Annotated in this window: 15 protein-coding genes; 8 read left to right on the forward strand and 7 right to left on the reverse strand. The window is 47.9% G+C overall.

The features are described 5' to 3' along the window. Nucleotides 1-70 precede the first annotated feature (70 nt). From OU793_RS03450 to OU793_RS03480, 7 genes are all read left to right on the forward strand, one after another. Entirely contained in the window at nt 71-1,327 is a 1,257-nt protein-coding gene (locus OU793_RS03450) for an FAD-binding oxidoreductase (protein WP_140103494.1), read from the forward strand. A 122-nt stretch (nt 1,328-1,449) separates the two neighbouring features. Then, complete coding sequence (locus OU793_RS03455; protein ID WP_069485338.1) at nt 1,450-2,523, forward strand: polyamine ABC transporter substrate-binding protein; 1,074 nt, start codon at nt 1,450-1,452, stop codon at nt 2,521-2,523. Nucleotides 2,524-2,603: 80 nt separating this feature from the next. Then, nucleotides 2,604-3,578, forward strand: coding sequence for an ornithine cyclodeaminase family protein (locus OU793_RS03460; protein ID WP_140103492.1), 975 nt, complete (start codon nt 2,604-2,606; stop codon nt 3,576-3,578). Nucleotides 3,579-3,634: 56 nt separating this feature from the next. Next, complete coding sequence (locus tag OU793_RS03465) at nt 3,635-4,549, forward strand: dihydrodipicolinate synthase family protein (protein WP_140103491.1); 915 nt, start codon at nt 3,635-3,637, stop codon at nt 4,547-4,549. 72 nt (nt 4,550-4,621) lie between these two features. Then, on the forward strand, nt 4,622-5,743 hold the full coding sequence (locus OU793_RS03470; RefSeq protein WP_025522365.1) for an ABC transporter ATP-binding protein: 1,122 nt from the start codon (nt 4,622-4,624) through the stop codon (nt 5,741-5,743). Continuing rightward, the gene (locus tag OU793_RS03475; protein WP_083122004.1) at nt 5,740-7,020 is read left to right on the forward strand and encodes an ABC transporter permease; all 1,281 of its coding nucleotides are present in this window, start codon (nt 5,740-5,742) and stop codon (nt 7,018-7,020) included. Before OU793_RS03470 ends, OU793_RS03475 begins: the two co-directional genes overlap by 4 nt. A 2-nt stretch (nt 7,021-7,022) precedes the next feature. Beyond that, nucleotides 7,023-7,871, forward strand: coding sequence for an ABC transporter permease (locus OU793_RS03480; RefSeq protein WP_005455010.1), 849 nt, complete (start codon nt 7,023-7,025; stop codon nt 7,869-7,871). A 109-nt stretch (nt 7,872-7,980) separates the two neighbouring features. Here OU793_RS03480 and OU793_RS03485 read toward each other — a convergent pair whose 3' ends face one another. Beyond that, nucleotides 7,981-8,421 carry a hypothetical protein gene (locus OU793_RS03485; protein WP_005495452.1) on the reverse strand — a complete coding sequence of 147 codons (441 nt, stop codon included), beginning with the start codon at nt 8,419-8,421 and terminating at the stop codon, nt 7,981-7,983. Nucleotides 8,422-8,728: 307 nt separating this feature from the next. Here OU793_RS03485 and OU793_RS03490 point away from each other — a divergent pair, with 307 nt between their 5' ends. Continuing rightward, a complete protein-coding gene (locus OU793_RS03490) occupies nt 8,729-11,173 on the forward strand; it encodes a collagenase (RefSeq protein ID WP_159404134.1) in 2,445 nt (814 codons plus the stop codon). A gap of 252 nt (nt 11,174-11,425) precedes the next feature. Here the strand turns inward: OU793_RS03490 and OU793_RS03495 are convergent, their stop codons facing one another. From OU793_RS03495 to OU793_RS03520, 6 genes are all read right to left on the reverse strand, one after another. Beyond that, the gene (locus OU793_RS03495; RefSeq protein WP_159404133.1) at nt 11,426-13,222 is read right to left on the reverse strand and encodes an aminopeptidase P family protein; all 1,797 of its coding nucleotides are present in this window, start codon (nt 13,220-13,222) and stop codon (nt 11,426-11,428) included. Between the two features lie 9 nt (nt 13,223-13,231). Next, the gene (locus OU793_RS03500) at nt 13,232-14,212 is read right to left on the reverse strand and encodes an ABC transporter ATP-binding protein (protein ID WP_005454798.1); all 981 of its coding nucleotides are present in this window, start codon (nt 14,210-14,212) and stop codon (nt 13,232-13,234) included. Nucleotides 14,213-14,221: 9 nt separating this feature from the next. Then, nucleotides 14,222-15,205, reverse strand: coding sequence for an ABC transporter ATP-binding protein (locus OU793_RS03505; protein ID WP_193237430.1), 984 nt, complete (start codon nt 15,203-15,205; stop codon nt 14,222-14,224). Between the two features lie 10 nt (nt 15,206-15,215). Continuing rightward, nucleotides 15,216-16,148 (reverse strand): ABC transporter permease subunit, encoded by a 933-nt coding sequence (locus OU793_RS03510; protein ID WP_140389060.1) that lies wholly within the window; start codon nt 16,146-16,148, stop codon nt 15,216-15,218. A 9-nt stretch (nt 16,149-16,157) separates the two neighbouring features. Further along, nucleotides 16,158-17,078: an oligopeptide ABC transporter permease OppB gene (gene oppB / locus OU793_RS03515; RefSeq protein WP_025505301.1), complete on the reverse strand. Its 921-nt coding sequence runs from the start codon at nt 17,076-17,078 to the stop codon at nt 16,158-16,160. A 166-nt stretch (nt 17,079-17,244) separates the two neighbouring features. Then, nucleotides 17,245-18,855 carry a peptide ABC transporter substrate-binding protein gene (locus OU793_RS03520; RefSeq protein ID WP_159404132.1) on the reverse strand — a complete coding sequence of 537 codons (1,611 nt, stop codon included), beginning with the start codon at nt 18,853-18,855 and terminating at the stop codon, nt 17,245-17,247. Nucleotides 18,856-19,012 lie beyond the last annotated feature (157 nt).

Consider the following 19,012-nt stretch of genomic DNA (forward strand, 5'->3'; position numbering starts at 1 on the left):
CTTGATGTTATCGTAATGTAAAATATATTGTATACAATCTACTTTTTCAAATGTGACTTGGAGCATATTCATGTTGGGTAAGGAAGAACTCAGAAATCAAAGCATCGCGGTTATAGGGGCGGGAATCATCGGTTTGTCGATTGGCTTAAAACTGCAACAGCAGGGGTATCGCGTCACCATTTTTGATCCGAATGGAGTGGGCAATGGGTGCTCGAAAGGTAATGCTGGGCACATCGCGACCGAGCAAGTTTTTCCTCTTGCCACGCCGGCCTTGATCCCTCAATTACCTAAGATGTTATTGAGTTCGACAAGTCCAGTTTCTATTCGTTGGCAAGACTTGCCCAATACCGTAGGGTGGATGACACGCTTTTTATTGAAAGCGAAACCTTCAGCGGCAAAAGCTTCCACGCAGGCGATAACAAGCCTTAACACGCGAGCCGTTCAGAGTTGGAATCTGCTATTAGATTCGATCGGAAAAAGTGGGCTGATTAAGATGGATGGTTCACTGCTGACGTTTGAAAGCGAAAGCTTGTTTGAAGGTTATCAAAGTACGCTTGATGCGTTAGCGGAACAAGGTGTTCGGTACGAGATTTGGACGCAAAACGAAATCCGACGTCGGCTTCCTGAACTCAGCAGAAAGGTTCGGTTTGGCGTCTTTTTTCCAGAAACAGGACATACAATAAACCCTTATGCACTCTGCGTTGAGCTAAGTAATGCATTTGAAAAACTCGGAGGTTCACTTGTCCATGAAGAAGTAGACGCAGTAAGTAAAAACGGCGATGTCTTGGTCAATACTCAGCGAATGTCTTTTGACAAAATTGTGGTCGCAGCGGGTGTTCATTCTAAAGCTTTGGTTCGCCAGTTAACCGGTGTGAATGTCCCGATACAAGCTGAGCGAGGCTACCATCTCATGATGAATGACAAGCGTGAGTCATTGCCGTTTCCTATCAGTTCTGCCGACAGAAAGTTCATTATGACGCCCATGTCTGAAGGCTTACGTTTGGCGGGAACGGTCGAGTATGCCGATGTGAAATCGCCACCAAACATGAAGCGCGCAGAGATGTTGTATCAGCAGGCGAACGCGATGTTTGAGTCCGGTTTAAATCCGTTAAAACAGCAGGAACAGTGGATGGGAAATCGACCTTCAACAATCGACTCGTTGCCGGTAATCGACCAGTGTTTTAATGGCAAGATATTGCTGGCATTTGGTCATCAGCACTTGGGATTGACTCAAGCGGCGATCACTGCAGACCTAATCTCTGAGCTCGTTGCAGACAAGCCAACATCGGTGAACATTGCGCCGTTCACACTACAGCGATTTGCCTAAAAAATTTTAAAATTAAATATTGTATAAAATATATTTAATGCTAATGTTAACAGAAACTTAACAAATGTGGTGTCCAACAGCCGTAACGGATACCTCCAGAAAAACAACCAAAGGAGTAAACCATGTCTCGAATGACGAAAACACCACTGGTGATGTTGATTTCAGGAATGCTGTTGGGTACCTCGGCATACGCTGAAGATAAACTAACGGTCGTCTCATGGGGTGGCGCGTTCACCAAAAGCCAAGTAGAGGCTTACCACAAACCATTCATCCAAAAGACCGGTGTTGAGATCGTATCGGAGGATTTCAGTGGCGGTTTGGCGGAGATAAAAGCGCAAGTAGAAGCAAACAACGTGCGCTGGGATTTGGTCTCGCTGGATAAACCAGATATTGTTCGAGGCTGCGCGGAAGGGCTTTTGGAACCCGTCAACCCCAGTATTCTGCCTCCCGGCGCTGACGGGACACCAGCAAAAGAGGATTTTATCGATGGGGCGATCCACGAGTGTGCGATTAACACCATCGTCGTATCGACCGTCTTAGCGGTGAACGAGGATGCTTTCAACGGCAAAACGGCTCCAACCAAGTTGACGGACCTTTTTGATTTAACAAACTTTCCCGGTCGACGAGCACTACAAAAGCAACCTCAAGGTAACCTTGAATGGGCATTATTGGCCGATGGCGTTAAACCTGACGAAGTTTACCGCCTACTAGAAACTGAAGAGGGGCGAGCACGCGCCTTTGCCAAACTCGACACCATCAAACCGCAAGTGCTTTGGTGGACGACAGGTGCGCAGCCACCACAAATGTTGGCAGATAAAGAAGTGGTAATCGCGTCTGCTTTCAATGGCCGGATACACAACGCGCGTAAAGATGAAGGCCAACCATTTCGCATCATTTGGGATCACCAAATGGGTTACATGAACGGCTGGGCTATTCCTAAAGGAAGCGCGAATACCAAACTTGCCCTCGATTTCATTGCTTTCTCTTCGGGTACTAAGCCTCTGGCAGATCAAGCTAAATACGTCGCGTATGGCCCAACTCGTAAGTCTTCTTCCGCAGAAGTAAGCCCAGAGATTCTGGCGAACCTGCCGACCGCGCCTCAGAACTTTAAAACGGCGTTTTTGATTAACGACGAATGGTGGTCTGATTATGCCGATGAGTTGAATGAAGAGTTCAATACTTGGCTGCTTAATTAGGCGTTAACTGTAGGGGGTTGTTTATCGATTGATGAGTTAAACCCCAAATTGGAACTCAACGTACCTATTTTGGAGAAGTGATGAAAGTCATCGATGCACAGCAAGTCGCGCGAAGTTTGAGTATGCACTCTTTGATTGAAACCATGCGAGACATCTATGCACAGCCTGCCACGATTCCGCAGCGCAGAGTGATGTCATTAGAAGAGGGAAAGTATGAAGCTTTTGCTTTACTGCCTGCATGGAACCAAGAACTGATTGCCGTTAAGGCATTTACTTACTTTCCTGAGAATCCCCTGCAAGGTAAAGATACTTTGGCATCTAAGTTGTTGGTCTTCAAACGCGGAGATGGTGAACCTATCGCGCTGGTGGACGGTAAAGTCTTAACTTTTTGGCGTACAGCTGCCGCATCTGCTTTAGCCGCCGATTACTTAGCGCGCAAAAATGCCTCCCGCTTGTTGATTTGTGGCACTGGCAACTTAGCCCCTTATTTTGCGTGGGCTTACGCAGCGATTCGACCACTCAAACAAGTTTATGTTTGGGGACGAAACCCAGAAAAGGCTGCCTCAACGGTGGATCAGATTCTGTCTTCCTCTGAATATCAATCACTGCCAGAAGAGCGCCAGTTCTCTGTGTCTGTGGTCGAAAACGTTGAGCAAGTGATTGATCAAGTCGACATCATCAGTTGCATTACTGCGTCTGCTCAGCCTTTGTTTAATGGCTCTGATGTGCAGTCAGGAACACACATTGATCTGGTCGGTAATCACGACTTAGACAAGCGTGAATGCGATTCTGTCTCGGTACAAAGAGCGAATGTGTATGTCGACAGTCGCATTAATGTGTTGGCGGAAGCGGGAGATTTGCTGATCCCAATACAAGAGGGGGTATTCACACCTGAAGACATTTATGGGGAGTTGCCTGAGCTTTGCGCTCAGCAAGTGCAAGGGCGTCAAAGTGACGAGGTGATTACCTTATATAAATCGGTTGGCAGTGCCTTGGCTGATTTAGCCGCAGTAAAAGCGGTGTTGTTAAAACATGGCGTTGAAAGCCAAATTTGAGCATTTTCGCTCGTCTTTATAAATTGCATACAATATACATAAAGGAAAAGAAGTTCATGAAAGTAGATTGGAAAGGTGTTTATCCGGCGGTCAGTACGCAGTTTCGTCAAGATCAGTCCATTGACCTAGACGCAACACAAACCGTTATCGATAACCAAATTAAAGATGGTGTGAACGGCATTATTTGCCTTGGTACGGTAGGTGAGAACTGCGCGCTATATCCGGAAGAAAAGCGTCAGGTGCTACAAGCTGCCAAAGAAGTGGTTAATGGTCGTGTTCCTCTTATTGCTGGTACGGCAGAGTCAATTACCACAGCGGCTATCGATTACATGCAAGACGCGCACAAAATTGGTATCGACGGGTGTATGGTAATGCCTGCGATGGTCTACCGCACGTCTGAAAGCGAAACATATGATTACTACCGCACGCTGGCAGAAGCGACACCAGAGATGCCTATCATGATTTACAACAACCCTGTTGCGTACGGCGTCGATGTAAATCTCGATATCATGGCGAAGCTGGCTGAGTTTGACAGCATTGTTGCAATCAAAGAGTCGACTACCGACACGCGTCGTATCACTGAGCTTTACAACAAGTTCGATGATCGTTTTACCGTGTTCAGCGGTGTTGATGATATTGCGCTTGAGTCGCTGATGTTAGGAGCGACAGGCTGGATTTCTGGCTTAACCAATGCGTTCCCAGAAGAATCAGTTGCAATTTACAAGCTGGCGAGCCAAGGCCGTTATGCAGAAGCGTTAGAAATTTACCGTTGGTTCTTACCGCTGCTGCGTCTCGACACCATTCCTACGCTGGTTCAGTGCATTAAGCTTGCTGAACAAGTGTGTGGCCGTGGTTCAGAGCAAGTTCGTGCACCGCGCCAACTGCTTAAAGGTGAGGAGCGTCAACAAGTGATCCAGATGGTGGAGCACGCGCTTGCTACCCGTTTAGGCCTATCAAAATACAATCTGTAATTGAGCTAGTGAGTAGGGCGCTTTGTGGCGCTCTACTTATTTTCGCTATACAAAAATGAACGGAGGGATGCCATGAGCACAGCAAACAAGGATTATGTGAGCTTTCAACATGTTAAGAAAACCTACGACGGTGCAAACTTGGTGGTTAAAGACTTCAACTTAGACATCGCACCCGGAGAGTTTGTCACCATGTTGGGGCCTTCTGGATCAGGCAAAACAACGTGTCTGATGATGCTGGCGGGTTTTGAAACGGCAACAGGCGGAGAGATTTACATTGATGGCGTTCCGGTAAACAATCTCGCGCCACATAAACGCGACATCGGAATGGTATTTCAAAACTACGCGCTGTTTCCTCACATGACGATTGCGGAGAACCTTGCTTTTCCTCTAAAAGTGCGCAAGCTCGATAATCAAACCATTCAAAATAAAGTACAGAGCGCACTGGACATGGTCGAGTTGGGGCACGTTGCCAGTCGTTATCCCAAGCAGTTATCTGGCGGGCAGCAACAACGTGTCGCGTTAGCGAGGGCACTTGTGTTTGAACCTAAACTCGTCCTGATGGATGAGCCTTTGGGCGCGTTGGACAAACAACTTCGTGAGCAAATGCAGATGGAGATTAAACACCTGCACGAAAAGCTCGGTATTACGATTTTGTATGTCACGCATGACCAAGATGAAGCGCTCACTATGTCTGACCGAATCGCAGTTTTTAATCAAGGCGAAGTGCAGCAACTTGCCCCGCCAACGGAGCTGTATGAATCTCCGAGTAACGCGTTTGTCGCTCAGTTTATTGGTGAAAATAATCAGCTTTCTGGTGTGGTAAAAGAGTGGCAATCAGAGCGATGCCAAGTCCAGGTCGGCCCCGCTCACTTCGTTGCCAAACCGGTTCGAGTGACCCAAAACGGCGAGCACACAACCTTGTCTATTCGACCAGAGAAAATTTCCATCCAACCTGATGACGAATCGTGTGATAACCAAATTGAAGGCGTGCTGCGTGAGCTAATTTATCACGGTGATCATTATCGGTTAGTGGTCGACGTTGAACTGGTTGGTCAGTTTGTCGTGAAAGTGCCGAACGACAACCGAACGCATCTGAACCTTATTCCGGGAACGGTTTGTCGAATTGGGTGGCAAAGTACAGATTGCCATGCGCTAGATGCGATTCAACCGGAAACCGAGGAGGTGGCGGCATGAGTCGAGAGCTAACCTCGTTAGATTCGGTACTGGAAATCGAACGACATGTGAATGACCAACAGAGCGATCTCAGAGCCCAACTACAAAAAGCGGAGCGCAATAAAAACCTACGCTCAATCATGCTGACGTTGCCGTTGGTATGCTTTATTTTGCTCACATTTGCGTTTCCTATTTTAGAAATGCTTTATCGCAGTGTCGACAACCGAGATATTCCGCAGGCCTTGCCGAAAACAATCCAAGCGTTAGCGCATTGGGATTATCAAAGATTGCCAGATTCCGAAGTGGTAGAAGCATTTTCGGTTGAGCTGCTGGCACTGTATGAGACCAAAGCCCTGCCTAAAATCGCCAATCGCATGAACATAGAAGTCTCTGGCATGCGCAGTTTGATGATGAAAACGGGACGAAAATTGTCTCGTTTAGAAGTGCTTCCTACGTCAATAAAAGAACTGAGTAGGCTCGATAAACGCTGGGCGGATGCAAAATATTGGGTTGCTTTTAAGAACCTGAGCGGTGCGATAACCGTCAACCATTACCTTGCGGCATTGGATATGCAGGTGAACGAAATGGGCGAGATTGAAGCGCAACCAGAAAAACGGCAGATCTACGTTGACCTTTTCTTTAAAACCTTTTGGATGTCGATCTTAATTACCGTGATTTGTTTGTTGATGGCTTATCCCGTGGCGTATCTGTTAGCAAACTTGCCAGACAAACGCGCCAACTTGCTGTTGATTGTGGTGCTACTGCCTTTTTGGACGTCACTATTGGTCCGTACGACCTCTTGGATTGTGTTGTTGCAAAATCAGGGGGTGATTAATGATTTACTGATTTGGTCTGGTTTAACGTCTGAGCGAATTCAGATGATACACAATACCTTTGGTACGGTTGTTTCTATGGTACACATCTTATTGCCTTTTATGATTCTGCCGCTCTACAGTGTAATGAAAGGCATCAGTCCAACGTATTTCCGCGCTGCTCGTTCCTTAGGGGCGTCCCCTCTTGTTGCATTCGTCAAAGTCTACATGCCGCTTACTTTACCGGGTATTGGCGCTGGAGCGTTGCTCACGTTCATTCTTTCGATTGGTTTTTACATTACGCCGGCACTCGTGGGAGGAAGGAGTGGGCAAATGATCTCCAATATGATTGCATACCACATGCAAACCTCGCTCAACTGGGGAATGGCGGGGGCGTTAGGTGGGCTGCTTTTGTTTGTCGTGCTCGCGCTGTTTTATGTGTTTAACCGTGTGGTTGGCATAAATAACATTAAGGTAGGAGGATAACCATGGCACTACCAAACTACGCTTCAAAAAGTGAGAGAATGGCTTACGCAGGCTACTTGGTATTTTGTGGACTGGTGCTGTTCTTTCTCATTGCGCCTATTCTGACAATCATCCCCTTGTCGTTTAATGCCACCCCTTATTTTACGTTTACAGAAGGCATGCTGAACTTGGACGCAGACGCCTATTCTGTACGCTGGTATCAAGAAATGTTCACCAATGAGCAGTGGTTATTAGCACTCAAAAACAGCACGTTTATTGCGCTCATGGCTACCTTGATCGCGACGGGTCTGGGTACGTTAGCCGCATTGGGGCTAGCCAACAGCAATTTGCCGTTTAGAAATGCCATTATGGCGTTGCTGATTTCTCCAATGATTGTGCCTGTGATTATTTCTGCCGCTGCGATGTATTTTTTCTACACTCGGTTGGGTTTATCTCAGACGTATTTTGGCATTATCTTAGCGCATGCCGCGCTAGGTACGCCTTTTGTCGTGATCACAGTGAGCGCGACGCTGAGTGGTTTTGATCAAAGCCTCGTCAAAGCGGCGGCCAGTTTGGGCGCAAATCCGGTTTATACCTTTAGGCATGTGACTTTTCCGTTGATCCGTCCCGGCATGATTTCCGGTGGATTGTTTGCGTTTGGCACGTCGTTTGATGAAGTGGTCGTGGCGTTGTTTTTAACGGGCGCAGAACAAAAAACCGTCCCAAGGCAGATGTGGTCAGGGATCCGAGAACAAATCAGCCCGACAATTTTGGCTGTTGCGACCTTGCTGATTTTTATGTCCGTGTGTTTGCTCGTGACGTTGGAGATCTTACGTAGACGCAATGTCCGTATTCGTGGGATTCAAGAATAAATAAGCCTTTTTCGGTTGCTCAGAGCTTTCTCGTCCAGGAATTACTCACCCTTTGACCGAACGCGCCTCCTTGTGGGCGCTTTTTTACGTCTGCGGCTCGATAGGGGGGCTATTTGATTTGTTGAATTTCTATTCCCGCTTGCTCAAAACGGGCGAATACAGGCCTGTGATGCTGCTGATACCAGCTCGCTGGCATGTTAGGTTTAAGCTGTAGCTTCTCCTGTTTGCTGATCACCACATAGTGCAAAAACGCGTTAAGCGTAGCCGTCATTACATCAAACGTCATCTCTCCATCTTTACTGATGGCTTTGAGCAAACCAACCACGGTTTCTTCAGGAACTAAAGGCTCAATAACCGCCTGTTTACGAGTTTTAAGGCTGATAGAGGCTGGCAATGCATCACGGGCTGTTTCCCAACAAACCTTGTTGTTTTTATTTACTAAATTGTTTTTATAGCAGTAGTAACTGAATAAAAAACGGGACACGTTTTGCCAGCGTTGCGTTTGGATTTCTAACCACAGGTGCTGAAGTTCGATATCGGCATCGGTCATAGATTTCATTCTAAATATGTTGGGAGAGCGATAGTGTAGCTTGGTTTTTTCATAACGCCAAAATCCTTCGTTGTGGCGTCTTTAAGTGCTAGTTCATCAAAGTCTATTGAGCAAATCGATTTTAATAAAGTTCGTAGTGTGGCGAATTGGGTACTAAAAAGTGATACCGCTAAATTTGTTTGTTAATGAATTGTTTATTTTAAAGCTCAATCAGATTTATATGAGGATGCTCTTTGTTGTGAAAAGAGCACGAAGTGATGTCACGTGGTATCGGCATTTAAGGAACACATTATATAGAAGAACAAAGATGGAACTGAAAACCCTCAGCGTCGCGATTGCGGCAACCTTGAGCAGCACTGCTGCGTTCGCAATGAGCGAGCCAGTAGCGCAAGTCACAGAGAAAGTTGAACATCATCAGCACGAACACGGTGTAGAAACGGCGCAGCCTGAGTATGCACCGACAGAATTGTTACCACAGCTACCGAAACAGACGTTACGTACCCGGGCTACCCAATCGGTTGAAGCGGCAAGCGTGGTTTGTGACGTAGAATCGTTCACAACCACCAACAGCAACGACTTGATCAGCGCGATAAAAACTCAAGGTGCAAGTTGCATCAACGAGCTGTTCTCTGCTCAAAGCCGAGTGCAAGAAGCGGCGTTTGATTCTGACCACATGTACAACGTGGCAAAGCATACGGTGACTTTGGCGAAGGCCTATACTGGCGGTGGTAGTGATGAGCTTGAAGCCTTGTACTTGTATTTGCGCGCTGGCTATTACGCCGAGTTTTACAACAACAATATCTCGTTTGTTTCTTGGGTCACGCCCGCAGTGCAAGAGGCGGTAGACGCGTTCGTAAACAACGCTAATTTTTACGAAAACAGCGACCCGCACGGCAAGGTATTAAGTGAAGTGATCATCACGATGGACAGTGCGGGGCTGCAACACGCTTATTTACCGCAAGTGACGGAGTGGCTGATGCGCTGGAATGACCAATACGCTCAAAACTGGTACATGCGCAACGCGGTGAATGGGGTGTTCACCATCTTATTTGGTGGTCAGTGGAACGACCAATATTTGCAAACCATCGGTAACCAAACCGAACTTGCAAAAGCATTGGGTGACTTTGCGTTGAGAGAGTCCTCGATAGGAGCGAGTGACGAGTTCATGGTGGCAAATGCGGGTCGCGAATTGGGGCGTCTGACCAAATATTCGGGCAGCGCTGCCACAACGGTGAGTAGCAAGTTAAAAGATATTTTTGCTCGCTACGAGATGTATGGAAAAGGGGATGCCGTTTGGCTTGCTGCTGCGGATACGGTCTCGTACTACGCCGAATGCAGCGAGTACGGAATTTGTGATTTCGAAACCAAGCTCAAAGGTTTGGTGTTATCGCAAACCTACACTTGTAGCCCAACCATCCGTATTTTGTCGCAAAACATGACGCAAGAGCAGCATGTGGCCGCTTGTAGCAAAATGGGTTACGAAGAAGGGTATTTTCATCAATCTTTGGAAACAGGCGAGCAGCCAGTCGCTGATGATCATAATACACAGCTTCAAGTGAATATTTTTGATTCCAGCGACGACTACGGCAAATACGCGGGGCCAATCTTTGATATCAGTACCAACAACGGCGGCATGTACCTTGAGGGTGATCCGTCCAAGCCGGGCAATATTCCTAACTTTGTCGCTTATGAAGCGTCTTACGCGAACCCTGACCATTTTGTTTGGAACTTAGAACATGAATACGTGCATTACCTAGATGGCCGATTCGACCTTTATGGCGGTTTTGGTCATCCAACTGAAAAGGTAGTGTGGTGGAGTGAAGGCATTGCAGAATACATCGCAAACGAAAAAGACAATCAAGCGGCGTTAGATACGATTCGAGACGGCTCAACTTACACCTTGAGCGAGGTTTTTGAAACCACATACGATGGCTTTGATGTTGACCGAATTTATCGCTGGGGCTATCTGGCCGTTCGATTTATGTTCGAGCGACATAAAGATGATGTAAACCAAATGCTGGTGGAAACACGCCAAGGTAATTGGAGCAATTACAAGGCGACCATCAATCAATGGGCAAACCTATACCAGAGCGAGTTTGAACAGTGGCAACAGTCATTGGTTTCAGGTGGCGCTCCTAATGCAGTAATAACCGCAAACAATGAGGGAAAAGTCGGTGAAAGCATTACATTCAGCAGTGAGAACAGTACGGATACAGACGGGCAAATCGTCAGTGTGTTGTGGGACTTCGGTGATGGCACGACCAGCACACAAACCCAGCCGACGCACCAATATGGGAGTGAAGGTCAGTACACGGTCAGTTTAACAGTGACAGATAATGACGGTTTGACAGCTACCGCGACCCACGATGTGACGGTTTCGGCGACTGGCGGTAGTAGTACGCTTCCGCAAGATTGCGCGGTACAAAGCAAAGTGAGTGGTGGTCGTTTAAATGCTGGAGAGCCTGTCTGTTTGTCAAATCAGCAAACCATTTGGCTGAGTGTGCCTGCAGTTAATGAACATGCGAACATTGCTATCTCAACTGGCAATGGCACGGGTGACCTCAAAATTGAATACAGCAACCTAGGCTGGCCAGATGGTTCAAACCTACATGGTTGGTCAGACAATGCTGGTAACAAAGAGTGCATAACCGTTTCAAACCAAGCCAATTATTGGGGCTATATCAAAGTCTCTGGCAGTTTTGAAAATGCCGCGATTGTTGTAGATTTTGACACGGAAGCTTGCCGAGAGTAACGCGCATTTTGACACAAATAAACGCCCTGTCATATTGGCAGGGCGTTTTTGTGTCTTGTCATCGGCGGAGCGTATTTAGTGTTTTCTGTGACGACTAATGAGCGTTAATCATTGGCATTTATTTGTGCAAAGCAAAGCTTTCAGCAACAAGAAGAGGTGCGCACATAGGCGGATAAAAAAAGCCAGCCCGAAGGCCGGCAATCAAACAGGGAGTTTGAAATGAAAATGAAATCGGGAGATAGGGCAGTTTGTCTAAAACTCTATAAACTGAGTTGCGCGCTGAAGCCAAGCTTTGTCGTGCTCATCAAGAAATGGGCTGAGTGCTTGGTAGACGCGAGAATGGTATTGATTTAGCCAGTTAATTTCATCATGGCTTAGCAAAGAGACATCAAGCATGTTCGTGGCGATTGGTGCCAGCGTAATGGTCTCGAAGCCATAAAAAATACCGAACTCATTTTGCTCGACTTCAACCACTTTCATGATGTTTTCGATCCGAACACCGTATTCACCTTCACGGTAAACACCGGGTTCATTGGTGATCACCATGCCAGGTTTTAGCTCAACTTCGCGGTGGCTCTGCGAGAAGTTTTGTGGCCCTTCATGGACATTCAAACAAATACCCACACCATGTCCTGTACCGCATTTGTAATCAATACCATGTTGCCACAGCACGCCTCGTGCCATGATGTCGAGATTGGCACCCGTAGAGCCTTTCATAAATCGAGTCTGAGTCAGTCGGATGACCGCTTTCAGCACTAACGTGTAGTCTTTGCGCTGTTTAATGGTCGGTGACCCGAAGTGGAAAGTACGGGTGATGTCTGTTGTGCCGCCAAGGTATTGACCGCCTGAATCCACAAGGAAGAAATTGCTTTCATTGACCACGGCATTGCTTTCTTCATCGGCGGCGTAGTGCATTTTCGCGCCATGTGCGGCGAAGCCTGCAATCGTGCGGAAACTGTCGCTCACATAATGGCGAGTTTGACGGCGATAGCTTTTCAATTGAGCCTCGGCTGACAGCTCAGTAACGAGCCCGCTTGGGACTTGGTCTTCTAACCAGCTCATGAACTTCACGACAGCCACACCATCGTCCGTCAATGACTGTTCGAGATTGGCTAACTCGGTCTGATTTTTGATGGCTTTCATGTCGGTGACGGGGCAAGCCATTGGCTTTAATGAAAGGTTCTGCTCAATGGAGTTAACCAATAAGCTGTCGGTATAAACCGGGCTAAAAGCAAGCGACAAGCCTTCACATTGCTGATTCAAATACTGGCTGACGTACTCGTAGTGACGAACGCTCACACCTTGCGCAGTCAGCTTCTTCTCTATCTCGGCTGGTAACTTTTGTTTATCGATGAACGCCGTCGCGCGGTCTCGCTCGACAATAAGGTAGGATTCTGAAACCGGGCAGTAAAGCGTGTCACCGCCACGAATATTCAGTGTCCACATCACATCGTCAAGGGTTGAAACCAATAAACAGTCCGCATGGTTTTCATTGAGCCATTTACGAATATCTGCGAGTTTTTGTTTGGTTTCTACACCAGAAAACGCAACCGGATGGTCAAAAATTTCTGCGCTCGGTCTGCTCGGGCGGTCAGTCCAGATTGGCGTTATCAGATCGAGGTCGAGAACAATCTCGATGTTCTTTGGTTCAAGCGCTTGTTTAAGTTCTTGGTAAAATGCGTAGCAGATCGAGCGCCCATCCACGGCAATCGCACTGTTTTCGTCGAGGGTATTCGCAAGCCATTTAGGAATGGTGGGGGTTTCCGGCTGACGCGCTTTGAAAAGGTCTAACCCTGTTCCATGCAATTGTTCTTCTGCTTGAATGTAGTAGCGACCATCTGTCCATAATCCACCGCCTTGTTGAGTTATGACGACATTACCAGCCGAGCCAGTAAAGCCAGAAATCCATGTGCGTCCAGCCCAATGGTCAGCGGAATACTCACTATTGTGGGGATCATTGTTTGTGACGATGTAGGCCGAAACCTTGTAGTTTGCCATTGCGTCGCGTAGCGATGAAAGGCGTTGGTTAACCGAGTTTGTTGTATTCATGAAAACGTCCTAAATCATGTTTGAACAGTAAATATGATGTTGCTCAGTGCCTGTTTTGACTGGGCTTTGCTGCCCACATAGTTCCGTAGCTTCTGGGCATCGGGTTCTAAAAACACAACCGCTTGGTGGGTTGAGCGGAGAGGGGAGGTCTCCGGGCAACAATTGGATGTCGCGGTTGCGTGCAAGTTGCGGATTGGCAATCGGTACCGCAGAAAGCAATGCTTTTGTGTAGGGATGCTGCGCATCGTCGAACACTTGGTCGTAGCGTCCCACTTCCATTGGTTTGCCAAGGTACATCACCATCACTCGGTCGCTGATATGGCGCACAACGCTTAGGTCATGAGCGATCATCACCAGTGTCAGTCCCATTTCTTGTTTAAGGTCGTCGAGCAAATTAATGACCTGCGCTTGAATCGAGACATCCAATGCGCTGACGGGTTCATCACACACCACCAAGTCCGGATTGAGGATTAAGGCTCGCGCGATGCCAACACGTTGGCACTGACCGCCAGAAAACTCATGCGGATATCGGTTACGTTGGCTTGCCAACAGACCCACTTTGTCCATCATCGCAATGACGCGTTTTTCGACTTCGGCGCGTTTGAGTTGAGGCTGGTGTGTGAGTAACGGCTCTGCGATACATTCTGAAATCGTCAATCTCGGATTGAGGCTCGCCGATGGGTCTTGGAATATCATCTGAAATTCTTGGCGACGACGCGCTAACTTGTTTTTGCTGAAGCCACGCATGTCTTCACCTTTCCAAGTGAGCTTACCGTGCGTGGGTTCAACTAAGCGCAGCAGAGCACGCGCTAAGGTGGATTTTCCGCAGCCTGATTCGCCCACAATGCCGAGCGTTTCGCCTCGATAAACATCCAAATCGATGCCGTTGACGGCTTGTACGATCTTTCTTCGGCTCGGAATGAGGTGTCGCGAAACAGGAAAATGCACTTGCAAGTCGCGAGCGGACAATAACACTTCTTTCTGATTCATAACGCTTCCTTAAGCCGACTGGTGGATGAGTGAAATGCTGCTTTGGGCTTTGACATGGCAGGCGATGGATTGACGACCATTGAGCGGCATAAATTTCGGCGTTTCGGCTTGGCAGCGAGCGAGTCGGTAATCACAGCGATCTCTAAACGGGCAGCCTTGGTGGTTAATCAAAGCGCTCGGTGGATTGCCAAGGATAGTTGGCAAACGAGGCATGTCTTCGGTGATCGAAGGAATTGCTCTCAGTAAGCCTTGGGTATAAGGGTGTGCGGGCTGAGCAAAGAGGGTGTCCGTATCCGCTTGTTCCATTTTTTGTCCGCCGTACATCACCAACACGCGGTCACACATTTCGGCGACCACGCCCATATCGTGCGTGATCAGCAATATCGAGGTATTGAACTCTTTTTGTAACTCACGCAACAGAGTCAAAATTTGGGCTTGTACGGTCACGTCTAACGCGGTGGTTGGCTCATCTGCGATGAGCAGCTCTGGTTTACACAGGAGCGCCATGGCGATCATAACGCGCTGGCGCATACCGCCAGAAAGCTCGTGTGGATATTGGTTCATGCGCGTTTCCGGAGAAGGAATCCGCACCGCATCCAACATCTGAATGGATTCCGCAATGGCTTGTTTTCGGCTCATGCCTTTGTGCACCATCAACACTTCACTGAGCTGTTTGCCAATCTTCATAAATGGATTGAGAGAGGTCATGGGATCTTGGAAGATCATGCCGATTTTCTCTGCGCGAATACGGTTGAGCTGCTTCTTGGACATTGAGAGTAAGTTCTCGCCATGAAATAAGGCTTCACCGGAGACATTACCGTTGTCGGCGGTGAGTCCCATCAGCGCAAATACCGATTGGCTTTTACCAGAGCCTGATTCACCCACAATGCCGAGTGTTTCTCCTGCTTTGATCGAGTAGGAAAGGTTACTGACCGCTTGGATTTGTCCGTCTGGCGTATCGAAGCGCACGTTCATGTTTTCAATAGATAGCATGGAGTTGTCCTTATCGATCTTTCGGGTCAAGAGCGTCGCGTAAGCCATCGCCGATGAAGTTGAAACAGAATAGGGTTGTGACCAAGAACAGGGATGGAAAAAGCAGCATCCACAAGGCAACATCAATGGTTTTTGCGCCTTCGGAAATCAGTATTCCCCAGCTGGTGTCTGGCGGTTGAACGCCTAAGCCTAAAAAGCTCAAAAACGATTCAAACATGATGAAGCCGGGCACCATGAGCGATGAATAGACCATTACAATTCCCAATACGTTCGGCAGCACGTGACGACGAACAATGGTGAACTTTGACACGCCAATGGAATGTGCCGCTTCGATGAACTCGCGCTTTTTAATTCCGAAGGTCACGCCGCGTACCACGCGAGCGATTCCCAGCCATGACACCATGCCAATTACGATAAAAATCAGATAGATGTTGTTGCCAAAGAGGGTGACGAAAAGGATGACCATGAACATAAATGGTACTGAATCCAACACTTCGATGATGCGCATCATCACGCTATCTACGACGCCGCCTAGGTAGCCTGAAATGCTGCCCCAAATCGTTCCGATAACGACGGCGACGAACGCGCCCACAAAGCCAACTAAAATCGAAAGGCGACCGCCTTGCATGGTGCGGGCAAAAAGGTCTTGGCCGAGATCGTCGGTACCAAAGTAATGGCCGCTGCTAAGTGATGGCTTTCCTAGTTCGTATGGGTCGGCGAGTACGTCCCAATCAATCTCATCGTGTCCAAAGGCCGCAATAGAGGGGCCAAACGTGATGCAAAAAGTGATGAATGCGAGCACATAAACCGATGTCATCGCGGCGCGGTTTTTTCGGAAACGAGCCCAGGCGTCTTGCCACAAACTTCGACCTTCCACCGCTTCGATATTGTCTACGACTTGGTCTTGTAAGGATTGAGTATCCAGTTTCTTAATCGATAACATGTTTGACTCCTAAACTCGGATACGTGGGTCGATCACCGTGTACAACAAATCGACCACAAGATTAAAGAAGATGGTGAGTGAGGCGACAATTAAGGTGATACCCATGACTAAGCCGTAGTCGCGATTCAGTGCACCAGAGACAAAGTGCTGGCCCATACCACCAGTGCCGAAAAAGATGTCGATGATGACAGAGCCCGTCACGACAGAGACAAACGCTGGCCCGAGCATGGCGACGACGGGGATCAATGACGGACGCAGGGCATGGTGGAACAAGATGTAGGCGGTCGATAATCCCTTCGCTTCTGCGGTGCGAATGTAAGGCTGATTGAGGGTTTCAATCATCGCGCCGCGCATGACACGCGCGATGCTAGCGACTGATCCAATGGCCAGACTTAATACCGGCAAAACAAGAAAAGCTAATTGCCCACCTTCCCAGCCACCAGCGGGGAGCCAACCAAGCTGAATCGCAAAAATGGTGACAAGCACGGGAGCCAAAACAAAAGCAGGAACAACCACGCCCGTCATCGAGAGTGTCATTAATCCGTAGTCCAAACGGCTATTGCGCTTTAATGCGGCAATAGTGCCGAGCAGCATCCCAAGTGGGACTGAGATGCTAAAAGAAAGCACCCCAAGCATTGCCGATACGGGCCAAGATTGGGCGACCAGTTGAGTGACAGAGAAGTCTTGGTAAACAAAGCTTGGGCCTAAATCACCCTGCACAAAGTTTGTAATGTAAATCCAAAACTGAACCAGAAACGGTTCATCAAGGTGGAATTTTGCTTCGATGTTGGCGCGCACGATTTCTGGCATTGGGCGTTCCATATCAAACGGGCCACCCGGCGCGATGTGCATCAACCAGAAAGAAACCAGTGCAATAAACAGTAAGGTTGGAACGGCGATGGCTAGCCGTCTCAGAATGTACCAAATCATGATCCATCATCCTTTGGTAAAACGACGCCACATCCTGCCGCGTCGAATAAAAGGTGAAAAAAATTGGCCTGTGCTCATTACCGAGGAAAGAGAGGTTCGAGAAGGTATGCCATGTATTGGCAATGTCAGTGCTAGTTACCTTATCGACACAGGCCGAAACATGCCTTTAGTGGACTTTCACATAGACATTCTTGCGGTAGTACGAGGACTCGGGGTTAGTGCGCTCGTAGCCACCGACATAAGGCTTGATCAGGTATTGATCGTTGCCGGGACGGTAAACTGGAATTATCGCCATATCATCAATCAACATGCTTTCTGCTTGCAGATACAGCTCAGATGGGTCGCTCATGGTCTTAGATTGCGACATCAACTCATCGTATTTCGGGTTGTGGTAACGTGAATCGTTGTATTCGCCATTTGAGACGAAGATATCTAACCAAGTCGATGCCTCGTTGTAGTCGGCCGTCCAACCGCCGCGCGTAATTTCTGTGGGTTCTTTCAAGGCATAGAAGACTTTAGGTTCCAACTGCTTGATAGTGACTTGTGCGCCTAAACGGCTCTTCCACATGCCCGCCATGGCTGTCGCCATTTTTACATCCATCGAGAACGTCGGGACGGTAAACGTCAACTTAAGTGGGTTACTTTGGTTGTAGCCTGCCTCTGCTAACAAACGCTTTGCTTCGTCAATTCGTTGGATTTGGTCCCACTTTGAATATTCCGGTGTGTGCGATTGAAACCCATCGGTTTGCGGTGGTACTAGCGTGAACATCGGAATGCCACCATTTCTTAGAATCGAATCAGTCAGTAGATTGCGATCAATTGCGTAGGAGAGGGCTTGGCGAACTCGACGATCTTTGGTCGGTCCTTCTTGCGTATTTAGGTAGTAAAAAGTCGAACCTAGCGAAGCACTTGTATCTGCCACATCTTGAGGCAGTTTGCTTATTAGTTTCCTTTTTTGTGCGGCAGGAATCGATATGACCTGATCGATTTCGCCTGCTAGGTAGCGATTTAGCACGACATTCGCATCACCGATCGGCAGCCAAGTTATTTTATCTAAGACGACGTTGTTTGCATCCCAATAGTGCGGGTTTTTCTTCATTACCATCTTCTCGTTTACCTTCCACTCCGAAACGGTAAACGCGCCGTTGGTTACGATGTTTTCTGGTTGTGTCCAGTTACTGCCGTGTCTTTCTACCGTTGTTTGATGAACCGGAGCAAGAACGGGGTGGCTCAGGAGTTTTATGAAGAAAGGAATTGGCTGCTCCAAAGTGACTTGGAAGGTTTTTTCATCCAATGCTTTCACGCCCAATGAATCAGGTTTTGCTTCGCCTTTCATAATGGCTTGCGAGTTTAGGATATTCGGTATGGCGGCAAACCAAGCGTAAGGTGATGCCGTGTTAGGGTCGAGCAATCGTTGCCAACTGTAGACAAAATCTTGAGCGGTCACTGCGTCGCCGTTTGACCATTTCGCATCGCGCAAGTGGAAGGTGTAAACGGTATTGTTGTCATTCACCGTCCAAGATTCTGCAATCCCAGGAATCGTTTTGCCTTGTTTGTCCTGAATGGTTAAGCCTTCAAACAAGTCTCGACCAAGGTTGAACGCAGGTTCCGCGGCTTGTTTTGCAGGATCGATAGAGGTGACTTCCGCACCGTTGTTAAGCGTAATTTCTTGCGTCTCTGCAAGCGTCACGCCAGCCGGATACGGCACTGCGTAGCTCGGTGTAGCCAGTATCGGACTCATTATCGATGCTAGCAAAAGTAGTTTAGGTAATTTCATCCTTGTCTCACTCTATTTATCCTGAAAGGTGCTCAAAATGTATATTGTATAAATTGTCTGCACAATCGGGTTTTAACATGGTTGTAACAAGGTGCTAAAAGTCGGGCTGTTCGGTCTCAAAAAGTGAGCTGGTAGAATTTTTATCGCGGTTGATTGC

The organism is Vibrio sp. VP6 (assembly GCF_028823755.1).
In the GTDB taxonomy this organism is placed as follows: Bacteria; Pseudomonadota; Gammaproteobacteria; order Enterobacterales; family Vibrionaceae; genus Vibrio; species Vibrio parahaemolyticus.